The 12,657-nt window shown below is 61.1% G+C and carries 9 protein-coding genes; 3 read left to right on the plus strand and 6 right to left on the minus strand.

Annotated features, from left to right (window positions below; all coding sequences use genetic code 11):
• Window positions 1-83: 83 nt before the first annotated feature.
• From leuS to holA, 3 genes are read left to right on the plus strand one after another with little or no spacing between them, the layout of a single operon-like run.
• Window positions 84-2,708 carry a leucine--tRNA ligase gene (gene leuS / locus ACOQOT_RS16590; RefSeq protein ID WP_420560264.1) on the plus strand — a complete coding sequence of 875 codons (2,625 nt, stop codon included), beginning with the start codon at window positions 84-86 and terminating at the stop codon, window positions 2,706-2,708.
• Window positions 2,695-3,216, plus strand: a complete 522-nt coding sequence (locus tag ACOQOT_RS16595; RefSeq protein ID WP_121881403.1) for an LPS assembly lipoprotein LptE — start codon at window positions 2,695-2,697, stop codon at window positions 3,214-3,216. The genes leuS and ACOQOT_RS16595 overlap by 14 nt, the downstream gene beginning before the upstream one ends.
• Before the next feature lie 30 nt (window positions 3,217-3,246).
• Window positions 3,247-4,281 carry a DNA polymerase III subunit delta gene (gene holA / locus ACOQOT_RS16600; protein ID WP_420560265.1) on the plus strand — a complete coding sequence of 345 codons (1,035 nt, stop codon included), beginning with the start codon at window positions 3,247-3,249 and terminating at the stop codon, window positions 4,279-4,281.
• 75 nt (window positions 4,282-4,356) lie between these two features.
• Here the strand turns inward: holA and leuA are convergent, their stop codons facing one another.
• The 6 genes from leuA to mnmE all read right to left on the minus strand — a co-directional run bounded on the left by leuA (window position 4,357) and on the right by mnmE (window position 12,594).
• Window positions 4,357-6,081 carry a 2-isopropylmalate synthase gene (gene leuA, locus ACOQOT_RS16605; RefSeq protein ID WP_420560266.1) on the minus strand — a complete coding sequence of 575 codons (1,725 nt, stop codon included), beginning with the start codon at window positions 6,079-6,081 and terminating at the stop codon, window positions 4,357-4,359.
• A gap of 361 nt (window positions 6,082-6,442) precedes the next feature.
• Window positions 6,443-7,375, minus strand: coding sequence for a ParB/RepB/Spo0J family partition protein (locus ACOQOT_RS16610; protein WP_420560267.1), 933 nt, complete (start codon window positions 7,373-7,375; stop codon window positions 6,443-6,445).
• A 257-nt stretch (window positions 7,376-7,632) separates the two neighbouring features.
• The gene (locus tag ACOQOT_RS16615; RefSeq protein WP_420561962.1) at window positions 7,633-8,487 is read right to left on the minus strand and encodes a ParA family protein; all 855 of its coding nucleotides are present in this window, start codon (window positions 8,485-8,487) and stop codon (window positions 7,633-7,635) included.
• A 37-nt stretch (window positions 8,488-8,524) separates the two neighbouring features.
• Entirely contained in the window at window positions 8,525-9,187 is a 663-nt protein-coding gene (gene rsmG, locus ACOQOT_RS16620) for a 16S rRNA (guanine(527)-N(7))-methyltransferase RsmG (protein WP_420560268.1), read from the minus strand.
• Window positions 9,184-11,064 carry a tRNA uridine-5-carboxymethylaminomethyl(34) synthesis enzyme MnmG gene (gene mnmG / locus ACOQOT_RS16625; protein WP_420560269.1) on the minus strand — a complete coding sequence of 627 codons (1,881 nt, stop codon included), beginning with the start codon at window positions 11,062-11,064 and terminating at the stop codon, window positions 9,184-9,186. Before mnmG ends, rsmG begins: the two co-directional genes overlap by 4 nt.
• Window positions 11,065-11,238: 174 nt before the next feature.
• Window positions 11,239-12,594, minus strand: a complete 1,356-nt coding sequence (mnmE, locus tag ACOQOT_RS16630) for a tRNA uridine-5-carboxymethylaminomethyl(34) synthesis GTPase MnmE (RefSeq protein WP_420560270.1) — start codon at window positions 12,592-12,594, stop codon at window positions 11,239-11,241.
• Window positions 12,595-12,657 lie beyond the last annotated feature (63 nt).

Here is a 12,657-nt window from a genome sequence, read left to right on the forward strand (position 1 = left end):
GCGCTTCTTGTTTGAGGAGCCCGCCCCGCGCGGCAAGATGACCGCCTTTCCGTTTGCCCAAGTTTCGAGAGCACGACCCGACCATGGCCAGCCCGGATACGACCGACACCGCCCGCTATAACGCCAAGACCGCCGAGCCCAAATGGCAAGAGACCTGGGACCGGCAAGGCTGTTTCCGCACGCGCGAGGAAAGCGAAGCACCGGGCAAGGACAAATATTACGTCCTGGAGATGTTTCCCTATCCTTCCGGCCGCATCCATATGGGCCATGTGCGCAACTATGCGATGGGCGACGTCATCGCCCGTTTCAAACGCGCGCGCGGCTTCAACGTCCTCCACCCGATGGGCTGGGACGCCTTCGGCATGCCGGCGGAAAACGCGGCGATGGAGAACAAAGTCCATCCCGCCGACTGGACCTATAAGAACATCGCCGCCATGCGCGGCCAGCTCCAGGCCATGGGCCTTGCCATCGACTGGGAGCGGGAATTTGCAACCTGCGATCCTTCTTATTACCGCCACGAACAGGCAATGTTTCTTGACATGGTCGAGGCCGGTCTCATCACCCGCAAGAAGAGCTATGTGAACTGGGATCCGGTGGACATGACCGTGCTTGCCAATGAGCAGGTGATCGACGGCAAGGGCTGGCGCTCGGGCGCGCCCGTCGAACGGCGCGAGCTCACCCAGTGGTTTTTCAAAATCACCGATAAGGCCGACGATCTCTTGAAAGGGCTCGAGGGGCTGGAGCGCTGGCCGGACAAAGTCCGCATCATGCAGACCAACTGGATCGGCCGCTCCGAAGGCGCGCGCGTTTTCTTCCCCGTGGAAGGTCTGTCTAAAGACTATTCCCTTGAAGTCTTCACCACCCGGCCCGACACGCTGTTCGGCGCGTCCTTCTGCGCGCTCTCGCCCGGCCATCCGCTGACCCGCGAGCTTGCGGAAAAAGACGCCAAGCTTGCCGCCTTCGTGCGCGAATGCGAACAGCTCGGCACCAGCGAGGAAGCGATCGAAACCGCCGAGAAGAAAGGCTATGACACGGGCCTGCGCGCCCGCCATCCTTTCATCGAAGGCCATTCCGTTCCCGTCTTCATCGCGAATTTCGTGCTGATGGATTACGGCACCGGCGCCATTTTCGGCTGCCCCGCCCATGACCAGCGCGACATGGATTTCGCCCGCAAATATGCCCTGCCCGTTTTGCCCGTCGTGGCACCGAAAAAACTGCAAGGCGCGGAGCTTGAAACATTCCTGAGCGAACTTGGCGAGGCAAACGAAGCCTTCGACGGAGACGGCGTTGCCGTCAATTCCGATTTCCTCAATGGGCTGGAAGTGACCGAGGCCAAACGGGCCGCCATCGAAAAGCTCGAAGCCTTGAAACTCGGCGAGGGCACGGTCAATTACCGCTTGCGCGACTGGGGCATCTCGCGCCAGCGCTATTGGGGCTGCCCGATCCCGATCATCCATTGCCCCTCTTGCGGCACCGTGCCGGTGCCCCGCGCCGACCTGCCGGTGGAACTGCCCAAGGATGTGAGCTTCGAAAAACCGGGCAATCCGCTCGATCATCATGCGACCTGGAAACATGTCGCCTGCCCGAAATGCGGCGGCAAGGCCGAGCGCGAGACCGACACGTTCGACACGTTTGTAGATTCTTCCTGGTATTTCGCCCGCTTCTGTTCGCCGAAAGCCGAAACACCGACCGATGTCGCCGCCGCCAATTACTGGCTGCCGGTCGATCAATATATCGGCGGGGTCGAGCACGCGGTGCTGCATCTTCTTTATGCGCGCTTCTTCACCCGCGCCATGAAAGAGACCGGCCATGTGGGGCTCGATGAGCCCTTCACCGGCCTTTTCACCCAAGGCATGGTGACGCATGAAACCTATAAGGGCCCGGACGGGCGCTGGGTGGCGCCGGACGAGCTTTTCTGGAAAGACGGCAAACCCTTCCTCGATGAAGCGGCCGGCACACCGGTAAAGGTCGGCGCCATCGAAAAGATGTCGAAATCGAAGCGTAACACGATCGATCCCACCGCCATCATCGATCAATATGGCGCGGACACCGCACGCTGGTTCATGCTGTCCGACAGCCCGCCCGAGCGCGACGTGCAATGGACGGAAGAAGGCGTGGAAGGCGCCTGGCGCTTCACTCAGCGCTTCTGGCGCATCGTCACCGGTGATCCGGCAAGCCTGGCCGCGCCCGGCACGCCCATGCCGGCCCTCGATGAGGCGGCGGAAGCCCTGCACCGCACGGCGCATCAGATCCTTGCCGCAATTACCGCCCATATCGAGGCGCTGCAATTCAACAAGGCCGTCGCCCGGATTTACGAGCTTGCCAATGCTATTTCCGCCTTCAAACCGCAGGATGAAGCAGCCGGCAAATGGGTGAAACGGGAGGCCGTGGACATGCTGGTGCAGATGGCCGCGCCCATGATGCCGCATCTGGCCGAAGAAAGCTGGCAGGCGCTCGGCCATGAAACGATCCTCGCCGAAACGCCCTGGCCCATTGCAGATGAGAGCCTTTTGGTGGAAGACTCCGTTACCCTGCCCGTGCAGGTAAACGGGAAGCGGCGCGATGAGGTGACCGTGCCCCGCGATGCCGATAAAGCCGCCGTGGAGCAAGCTGCTCTCGGCCTTGAAAAGGTGCGCAATGCCCTGGACGGTAAAACACCGAAAAAGGTCATCGTCGTGCCGGGACGGATTGTGAATGTCGTGGTTTAAAGAGCGCCGGGCCGTTCTGGCTCTTCTCGTGGTAGCTGGCTTTGCCCTTGGCGGTTGCGGCTTTCATCCGCTTTATGCGGACCGCACCGGCGGTGCGCCCGTCAAAGCCAAGCTGCAAAACGTCTCGGTCAGCGCCCCCGGCACGTCTTATGGCCGCAATCTGAAATTCACGCTCGAAGACCTGATGGGCGCGGCGGGCAATCAGGGCACCCGCTATCAGCTCTCGCTGACCCCGACCATTTATGAAACCGACATCGCCGTGCAGCAGGACACCGAAGTGACCCGCAGCAACATCCGCATGACGACCCCCTTCTCCCTTTACGATCAAGAACTGGGCGAAGTCGTCTTTAAAGGCACGGCGCTCAGCGTTGCCTCTTATAACCGCGTCGATTCCGAATTTGCCAATGTCATCGCCACGCGCGATGCCGAAGAGCGCGTCTCGAACGATACCGCCCGCGACATCTATACCAGGCTCAGCATCTTCTTCGAGCGTCAGGGCCGGAGCTGACACGGAAAGCTGCAGAAGGACCCGCGCCCCGTGAAGCTGAAGCCGAGGGAAATCGACGCCTTTATCCGCAAGCCCGATCCGGCGGTGCAGGCGATCCTCGTTTTCGGGCCGGATCAGGGGCTGGTGCAGGAACGTTGCCGCCAGCTTGCCAAGACCGTCCTTGACGATCTGACCGATCCCTTCCGCCTGACCGATATAAGCGATGCGGATCTGCGCCAGGACCCGGCGCGTCTGGCCGATGAAGCCGCCGCCATTTCCATGATGGGCGGGCGGCGCGTCGTGCGCGTGCGCGGCGCGGCGGACGGGCTTTCGAAAACCTTCAAAAGCTTTCTGGAAAATCCGGCAGGCGATGCGCTGATCATCGTTTCGGCAGGCGAGCTCACGCCGCGCTCCTCTTTACGCAAAACCTTCGAGGACGCAAAAAACGGCGCTGCCATCGCCTGTTATGCCGATGACGCTCAGGCACTTGAAGGCGTGATCCGCACACGGCTGAAAGAAGCAGGGCTTAGCATCGATGCCGCCGCAACCAACTATCTGCAGGCCCATCTCGGCGGCGACCGGGGCGTGACATTGCAGGAACTCGACAAGCTCATACTCTATATGGGCTCAGCCGAGCAAAGCGAAGTGACGCTGGAAGACGTGCAGGCCTGCGTCGGCGATACGGCGGCGATGAGTGTCGATGAAGTGGTGGACGCCTCGCTTGGCGGCGATCTGCCCTCGCTCGACCGCGCGCTCATCAAAGCGCGCGAGGCCGACACAAGCCCCGTCATGCTGCTCAACGCCGTCACCCGCCATGCCGAGCAGCTCCATCTTTTGACGGGACAGGCCGAAGCCGGTGCGCCGCGCGACGGGCTTTTGCGCACCATCCGCCCGCCCCTTCACTTCCGAAGAGAAGCCGCCGTCAAACGCCAGCTTTCCTTATGGACACGGGCGCGGCTCGACCGGGCGCTGATGCTGCTCGAAGAAGCCGACCGGCAATGCAAAACAACGGGCATGCCCGATTGGGCAGTGTGTGCCCAGGTACTCTTCCGCATTGGCCAGGGCGCACGGGCCGGCAGACGCTGACGAGGTAAATGCGCGCAAAGAAAAAGGCCGGGCGCAGTGCCCGGCCTTTTGGTTCTTTAGAAAGCCGAAGGATCGTCAGATATCGGAGGCCTGATTGGCTGCGCTGATCAGCGCTTTCAAGGACGCCTGCACGATATTGGGATGAATACCGACACCCCAGATCGTCGAGCCGTCCGGTCCTTCCACTTCCACATAGGCAACAGCGGCTGCATCCGCGCCCGTGCCCACCGCATGTTCGGTGTAGTTCTTCAGGCGCATATCGACATTGCAGTCGCTGCGCAGCGCATTGACGAAGGCATCGATCGGCCCGTTGCCCTTACCGTGAATTTCGCGCAGCTTGCCCTTGTCCTTGATCTCCGCCGTGAGCAGACGCCGCTCGCTGGCATGCGGGTCCGGCGTCGTGCGGTAAGTCACGAACTCAAAGGGCTCGGCGCGGGTGAGATATTTCTTCTCGAAGAAATCCCAGATGAGTTCGGAGGAAACTTCCTTGCCGGTTTCATCCGTGTACTTCTGAATGACTTTCGAAAAACTCGCCTGCAAAGCCTTGGGCAGATCGAGATTGAAATCGCGCTGAATGAGATAGGAAATCCCGCCCTTGCCCGACTGGCTGTTGACGCGCACGATCGCCTCGTAGCTGCGTCCCAGATCCTGCGGGTCGATGGGCAAATAGGGCACTTCCCAGATCTCACTATTAGCTTTTTCCTTCGCCGCCATCCCCTTCTTGATCGCATCCTGGTGCGAACCGGAAAAGGCGGTGAAAACAAGATCGCCCACATAAGGATGGCGCGGATGGATCGGCAATTGATTGCACTCGATCGCCACATCGCGCAGTTCGTTGATATCGCCGATCTCCAATTGCGGATCGATACCCTGCGTGAACATGTTGAGCGCGATATTGATCACATCGACATTGCCGGTGCGCTCGCCATTGCCGAACAGCGTGCCTTCGATCCGGTCCGCCCCGGCCAGAATGCCAAGCTCGGCGGCGGCCACGCCCGTGCCCCGGTCATTATGCGGATGCAGTGACAAGATCACGCTGTCCCGGCGCGGCAAATTACGGTGCATCCATTCGATCTGATCCGCATAGATATTCGGGCTCGCCATTTCCACCGTCGCCGGCAGGTTGAGGATCACCTTTCGGTCCGGCGTCGGCTCCCAGACATCCATGACAGCGGCGCAGACATCGCGGGCAAAGTCGAGCTCGGTGCCGGTGAAACTTTCCGGCGAATATTCGAACATCACTTCCGTTTCGGGCATCGCATCGCGCAGCTTCTTGCAAAGTTCGGCGCCTTTCACCGCGATCTCGGTAATGCCCTCCCGGTCCATGCCGAAGACCACCCGGCGCTGCAGCGTCGAGGTGGAATTATAAAGATGGACGATAGCCCGCGGCGCGCCTTTGATCGCTTCGAAAGTCCGCTCGATCAATTCGGGCCGGGCCTGGGTGAGCACCTGGATGGAAACATCGGCGGGCACTTTTCCCTGCTCGATAATCTCGCGCACGAAATTGAAATCCGTGTCGGAGGCCGCCGGAAACCCGACCTCGATTTCCTTGAAGCCCATCTTCACCAGCGCATCGAACATCTTGTGCTTGCGCCGGCTGTCCATCGGCTCGATCAAAGCCTGATTGCCATCCCGCAAATCCACCGAACACCAGATCGGCGCTTTCGTGATCGTGCGACCAGGCCATTGCCGGTCGGGCAGATCGATAGGCTCGAAGGCCCGGTATTTCTGGATCGGCATCGCGCTTTTATGTTGTCGCAAAGCCGTATCGCGCGGCGGCAAATTCTTTTCTTGTGTCATGTCATCAATTCCAAATGTCGGAAAGTCTTATACCGGCGCTCCTATGGAAGGAGCAATGACGGACCGCACCGAGCCGCCGGCTGTCCACTTGATCCGGCGGCCCGCGATAAGTCGCAGAAGGCCGCGTAGAAGAGAGGACAAGACGCCATGCCGCATATCCGCGCGCGCGGAGGGGCGAAAACGAACCGAATGAATGTGAGAAGACATTAACAGCCTCAAGCAATGAAACGACAAAACGACCCTGGGCCCGGCACGCCTTATGCGGCCGGGTTGATAAGTCGTAGCGCTAGGTTCATTGCGATCACTGTCATCATGTCCAAAACTTAAGGGCTCGGGACCTGCCGCGCAAGTCCCTCCAAGCTCAGCGCACGAGCCCGCCCCCGGAACCACCGCCATGGGCGAGACGGCGGCAAATCTCATCGAGCTGCTCGAGCGTCTTGTAATGCACTTTTACCTCGCCGCCGCTTTCCCCTTTATGAACGACATCGACATTAAGGCCGAGCGCATCGGAAATGTTCTTTTCCAGCGCCCGCGTATCGGCGTCTTTCTCCTTGGGCGCGCTGCCGGCCCCCGTCCCGCGCCCGCCGCCGGATTTGGCCGTGTCGTCTTTCCGGGTCAGCGCTTCGGCTTCGCGCACGGACAGGCCTTGCTCGACGATTTGCTTTGCCAGCGCCTCAGCATCCGGCCGGCCGACCAGCGCGCGGGCATGGCCGCCCGTCAGCTCGCCATTCGTAATATAAGCGCGCACTTTTTCCGGCAGCGACAGAAGCCGCAGCAGGTTTGCAACATGCGACCGGCTTTTACCGATCATCTTGGAAAGCTGGTCCTGAGTGTACTGGAACTGATCGATCAGGCGCTGGTAGCCCGCCGCTTCTTCAACGGCATTGAGATCGGCGCGCTGCACGTTTTCGATAATGGCGATTTCGAGCGATTCATGATCGGTCAGCTCGCGGACGATCACCGGCACCTGATGGAGCTGCGCAGCCTGCGAGGCGCGCCAGCGCCGTTCCCCGGCCACGATCTCGAAGGCGTTTTCCTCACCTTCCAGCGGGCGCACCACGATGGGCTGCAAAATCCCCTTCTCACGGATCGAATTCGTCAGATCGGCTAGGTCTTCCTCACGGAACGTGTGACGCGGCTGAAAGGGGTTGGGCCGCAAATATTCGATCGGTACCTGGCGGATACCGCGCGCTTCGGCCGCTTCCGTATCCCCAAGATCGATTGCCGTATCTTCCCCGATCAGGGCCGCAAGACCCCGTCCCAACCGGCTTTTGCTCTGCGCTTCGTCGGCCACCGCCTACCTCCACCATTTGCCTGTATCCCGTGATACCGGCCAGGCCATTCGGCCCAAATCTCATTTGAGAGCCCCAAAGCACTACTTTTGGTAGTACCTGCCAAGCCCTTTAAGCGCCCGGGTTTTTCATCTCAATGCCGCGCCAGTGCTACCAAGTAGGACAAAGCCAAATCTTTTCAGCAGCTTATCCCGGCTTCTTAAGAGTCTTAAGAGACTCGTTTAAGTTGCATATCCCCCGTCCGCCTTCACCTATCCGCTCACGCCGCCGGACGATTGCGCAATTTCTGCTCGCGCTGAATGATCTCGGAGGCAAGGCGCATATAGGCCTGGCTGCCGGAGCAGCGGAAATCGTAAACCAGCGCCGGCTTGCCATAAGACGGTGCCTCGGAAATCCGTACGTTGCGCGGGATGACCGTCTTATAGACCTTGTCGCCGAGATAGGCGCGCACGTCTTCGGCCACCTGGCCGGAGAGATTATTGCGCTTATCGAACATGGTCAGCACGATGCCCTGAATTTCCAGCTTCGGATTGAGGCTGGAGCGCACCCGCTCCACCGTGCGCAACAGCTGGCTGAGACCTTCGAGCGCGAAGAACTCACATTGCAAGGGCACGAGAATAGCATCCGCTGCCGTCATCGCATTGATGGTCAAAAGATTGAGTGAGGGCGGGCAATCGATCAGCACATAAGAATAAGGCTGCGACTGAATGGGGTTTGCATCGCGCTCCGGCGCGCGGCCTGCCGGCGGCATCCGGTTCAGCGCATCGCGCAGCCGGTGCGAACGGCGCGCGACGGAGGCAAGCTCGAGCTCCGCGCCAAGCAGATCCATCGTGGAGGGCGCTACATCGAGCCCCGGCACTTGCGTTGAGACGATCGCATCCTCGATCACCGCCGAGCCGGTCAGCACATCATAGGTGGAAACTTTACGCGCCTGCCGATCGATGCCGAGGCCGGTGCTGGCATTGCCTTGCGGATCGAGATCGACGATCAGCACCCGCTCGCCCACCGCAGCCAGCGCAGTTCCCAGATTGATGGCGGTCGTGGTTTTGCCGACCCCGCCTTTCTGATTGGCGAGAACCAGCACGCGGGGTTTTTTCACGCCCTGATCCGGCATTTGCTTGCCGGTGCTGGCAGGCGCTTCCGTGTTCTGATCAAGTGTTTCCACGCGCGAGCCCCTGAAGCTTGACGATCGTACCGGCCGGATCGGATCGGCTGGGTATTTCCTCTGCACTAAATGTCCAACATTTATGGGCTGTCGTCAATTCATCCCCTACCCCTTGACCCTTCAAAAAGAGCCCTATGGTTTGCGGAGTGAAAAAAGGTGCCGCCCAGTCCAGCAATTGGACAAGCGGCGCACAGGCACGGGCCGTCACGGCATCGACCGGACCCAGCGCCGCGGCGTCCAACTCCTCGATCCGGCAGGTATGAACCTGGGCCCGGGCCCCGCTCTGGCGCAGCGCCTCGCGCAAGAACGTCGCTTTACGCCGGTCACTATCGACCAAGTGAATTTCGACGTCCCGGTCCGCCAGAAGAATGGCCAGCACCACACCGGGAAAACCGCCCCCGCTCCCCAGATCGACAAGCCGCGTCAGGCGTTCTGGTAGAAGGGGAAGAAGCTGGGCAGAGTCAAAAAAATGCCGGCCCCAGAGGGCATCCAGCGTGTTCGCAGAGACCAGATTGATAGAGCGCTGCCACTTCCTCAGACAGGACTCGTAGGCGGCGAGACGGTCTAATGTTTCACGTGAAACAGGCATCGCCGCCGAAAAGGATTCCCGATCAACGACTTGCTGGACATTCTTAGTATGGCTGCTCATTCGCCCGCAGCCCGGCGCTTCTCAGGACGTTTCACGTGAATCAAAAGCGCCGTCAAGGCTGCCGGTGTCATCCCTTCAATCCGGCCGGCCTGGCCCAGTGTTACGGGGCGCGCATCCTTCAATTTCTGACGGATTTCCGCCGAAATTCCGTGTACTTGTCCATAGTCCAGATCCGCGGGAATCTGTAGCTCTTCATCCCGGCGGAACGCTTTGATATCCGCCGCCTGCCGGTCCAGATAGCCTGCATATTGAGCGTCGATCCCGACCTGCTCCAGGATCGCCGGGTCGAGTTTCGAGAGTTCCGGCCATACTTTTTCAATACCGGTCAACCCCACATCGGGATAGGCCGCAAGATCGAATGCCGTCCGCCGTACGCCGTCCTGGTTGATCTTGAGCCCCCGTTTGACGAGCTCATTCGGCGTCAGAGAAAGGGAAGTCAAAAGAGCCTTCGCCTCCTTGAGAGCCTGCCCCTTTTCCTCGAAGGCTGCGCGCCGCGCGTGACCCACACAGCCCAGCTCCATACCCAAAGGCGTCAGCCGCTGGTCGGCATTGTCCGCCCGGAGCGTCAACCGGTATTCCGCGCGGGATGTAAACATCCGGTAGGGCTCGCTCACCCCCTTGGTGACCAGATCATCAATCATCACGCCGATATAGGCATCCGCCCGGTCGAGGATAAAAGCGTCGCCACCGCCCGCTGCCCGTGCCGCATTAAGCCCGGCCATCAGGCCCTGCGCCGCGGCCTCTTCATAGCCAGTCGTACCATTGATCTGCCCGGCGAGATAAAGCCCCGGCAGCTTCTTCGTTTCAAGCGTCGGCAGCAATTCGCGGGGATCAATATAATCATACTCGATGGCATAGCCCGGCCGCCAGATCACCGCTTTCTCCAGACCGGGAATGGTCTTCAGAAATTCCTTCTGAATCTCTTCCGGGAGCGCCGTCGAAATACCGTTCGGATAAACCGTGTCGTCATCGAGCCCTTCCGGCTCCAGGAAAATCTGATGGGACTCCCGCTCCGCAAAGCGGACAACCTTATCTTCGATGGACGGGCAATAGCGCGGGCCCCGGCCTTCGATCCGGCCGCCATAGACGGGCGACTCTTCGAGATTGGCGGCAATGATGTCATGGGTCGCCTGGACCGTCCGGGTAATACCGCATTCGATCTGCGGCACCGTAATAGCCGTTGTCAGGAAGGAGAACGGTGTCGGGGGATTATCCGCCGGCTGGGTTTCGAGTGAAGCCCAGTCGATGGTCTTCCCATCAAGGCGCGCCGGTGTGCCCGTCTTCAAGCGGCCGAGCTGAAAGCCAAGCCCGTACAGGCGGTCCGAGAGCCCCAGCGCCGGTGCCTCTCCGACACGGCCCGCAGGTATCCGCTTCCGGCCGATATGGATCATCCCCCGCAAAAAGGTGCCGGTCGTCAGCACCACTTTCGGCGCTCCGTAGCGCCGCCCATCTTCCGTGATGACACCCTTGAGCTGGCCATTCTCAACCAGCAGATCATTGACCGCGCCCCCAATCACATCGAGCTCCGCCTGCGCGGTCATCTCTCTCTGCATCGCCTCGCGGTAGAGTTTCCGATCGCTCTGGGTACGAGGCCCGCGGACCGCCGGTCCCTTACGCCGGTTGAGCAGACGGAACTGGATACCGGAGGCATCCGCCACCCGGCCCATCACACCGTCCAGCGCATCGATCTCCCGCACGAGATGCCCCTTGCCCAACCCGCCGATGGCCGGATTGCAGGACATCTCCCCGATCGTTTCGATCTTATGGGTGAGCAGAAGCGTTCGGGCACCCAGGCGCGCAGAGGCAGACGCGGCTTCGCATCCAGCGTGGCCGCCGCCAATGACAATCACATCATAGGAACTTGTTACGTCGCTCATCTCATCACCCGCTCACGGGGACTCCATATGGAGAGTGCGGCCCCGTTCTGACTCCCTTTGGCGGAGGCGTCAATGCGGCTGAATAGCCGCGCTACCTGCCACCAGCAGTTTTCCACAAAACCCGGACTCCTTTTGTTTCACGTGAAACATCAAAGCCACGGAACCCGGCGTCTCCTACTTCCCGATACAGAAATCCCGGAACACCACATCCAATAATTCTTCGACATCCACCCGGCCAGTCAGCCGCCCGAGCGCCCTCAGTGCTTGACGCAATTCCTCACCGCCAAGCACCACATCATCCTCTGCCAGCCAGCGTTCGGCCCCGGTCAATCCGGCCACACAGTCCTGCAGCGCGATGCGGTGCCGCTCGCGGCTGATCACTGGATTATCCAGAGAGGGGGCGAGACGGCGCACTTTTTCCTCGATCAGCGCAGCCAGTTCTTCCAGCCCTTCCCCCCTCACTACCGATATGGGGAGGATTCTACGTCCATAAAGCCCGGGTTCAGGGACCTGTTCCGGAGCCGAATCCAGATGGTCCGATTTATTGAGCACACACACATCATCCGGCGTGGCATCCTCGAAAGACCCCAATATCTCGTGTCCACCCGGGCTTGCCGCCGCCATCACAATCCGGAAATCGGCGGCCTCCGCCCGCGCCAAAGCGCGGCGCACGCCTTCCGCCTCCACAGCGTTCTCCGCCTCCCGCAGCCCCGCCGTATCGGCAATCGTCACAGGCAGGCCCGCGAGTTCCATCCGCGCCTCGATCACATCGCGCGTCGTCCCCGCCTCTTCCGAGACGATGGCCGCTTCCCGCCCGCACAGCCAATTAAGCAGCGAGGACTTCCCGACATTAGGCGGCCCAACAATCGCAATCTCCAGACCCCGGCGCACCAGCTCGCCCCGGTATCCGTCGGCCAGTACCGCTTCGATCTCCGATTTGAGCGCGCCAAGCCCCGGCAGAATGGAAGCGCCGAGACCCGCGCCCACATCGCCTTCCTCTTCTCCGAAATCGATATCGGCTTCCACATAAGCGCTCATGGCGATCAGCCGCGCCCGCCAATCCTCTGCCTTCTCTTTTAGCGCCCCGGTCATCTGGCGCAGCGCCTGTTCGCGCTGGCCCGCCGTCTCCGCATCGATGAGATCGGCCAGCCCTTCGACTTCGGTGAGATCAAGCCGCCCGTTCTCGAACGCCCGCCGGGTGAAGGCGCCCCGCTCCGCCGGTGCGAGCCCCGGCAGCCGCGTCAGCGCGCCAAGCACCGCCTCCACGACCGCGCGCCCGCCATGGACATGGAGCTCGGCAACGTCTTCGCCGGTGAAACTCGCCGGGCTTTTGAAAAACAGCACCAGCGCCTCATCGAGCCAGGCCCCGGTTTCCGGATCGCGCAGCCGCCGCAGCACCGCCTGGCGCGGCGCGCCCGGACCCCTGCCGCTCAGCTTCTCAATAGCTGCGCCCGCATCCGGCCCCGAAATCCGGATCACCGCCACTCCGCCTTTACCCGGCGGCGTAGAGAGCGCAAAGATCGTTTCCATTCCGAATCGAGCCCTTCCCGTCCGGCTTCATCCCGCGCCTCCCGGCTCCAGGATTTTCGCAAT

The organism is Tepidicaulis sp., from assembly GCF_965222285.1.
Taxonomy (GTDB): Bacteria; Pseudomonadota; Alphaproteobacteria; order Parvibaculales; family Parvibaculaceae; genus Tepidicaulis.

What these genes read in the sequence shown, in the direction of transcription:
- leuS (WP_420560264.1), top strand. Translation starts at nt 84, where the DNA reads ATGGCCAGCCCGGATACGACCGACACCGCCCGCTATAACGCCAAGACC.
- ACOQOT_RS16595 (WP_121881403.1), top strand. Translation starts at nt 2,695, where the DNA reads ATGTCGTGGTTTAAAGAGCGCCGGGCCGTTCTGGCTCTTCTCGTGGTA.
- leuA (WP_420560266.1), bottom strand. Translation starts at nt 6,081, where the DNA reads ATGACACAAGAAAAGAATTTGCCGCCGCGCGATACGGCTTTGCGACAA.
- ACOQOT_RS16615 (WP_420561962.1), bottom strand. Translation starts at nt 8,487, where the DNA reads ATGCCGGATCAGGGCGTGAAAAAACCCCGCGTGCTGGTTCTCGCCAAT.
- rsmG (WP_420560268.1), bottom strand. Translation starts at nt 9,187, where the DNA reads ATGAGCAGCCATACTAAGAATGTCCAGCAAGTCGTTGATCGGGAATCC.
- mnmG (WP_420560269.1), bottom strand. Translation starts at nt 11,064, where the DNA reads ATGAGCGACGTAACAAGTTCCTATGATGTGATTGTCATTGGCGGCGGC.
- mnmE (WP_420560270.1), bottom strand. Translation starts at nt 12,594, where the DNA reads ATGGAAACGATCTTTGCGCTCTCTACGCCGCCGGGTAAAGGCGGAGTG.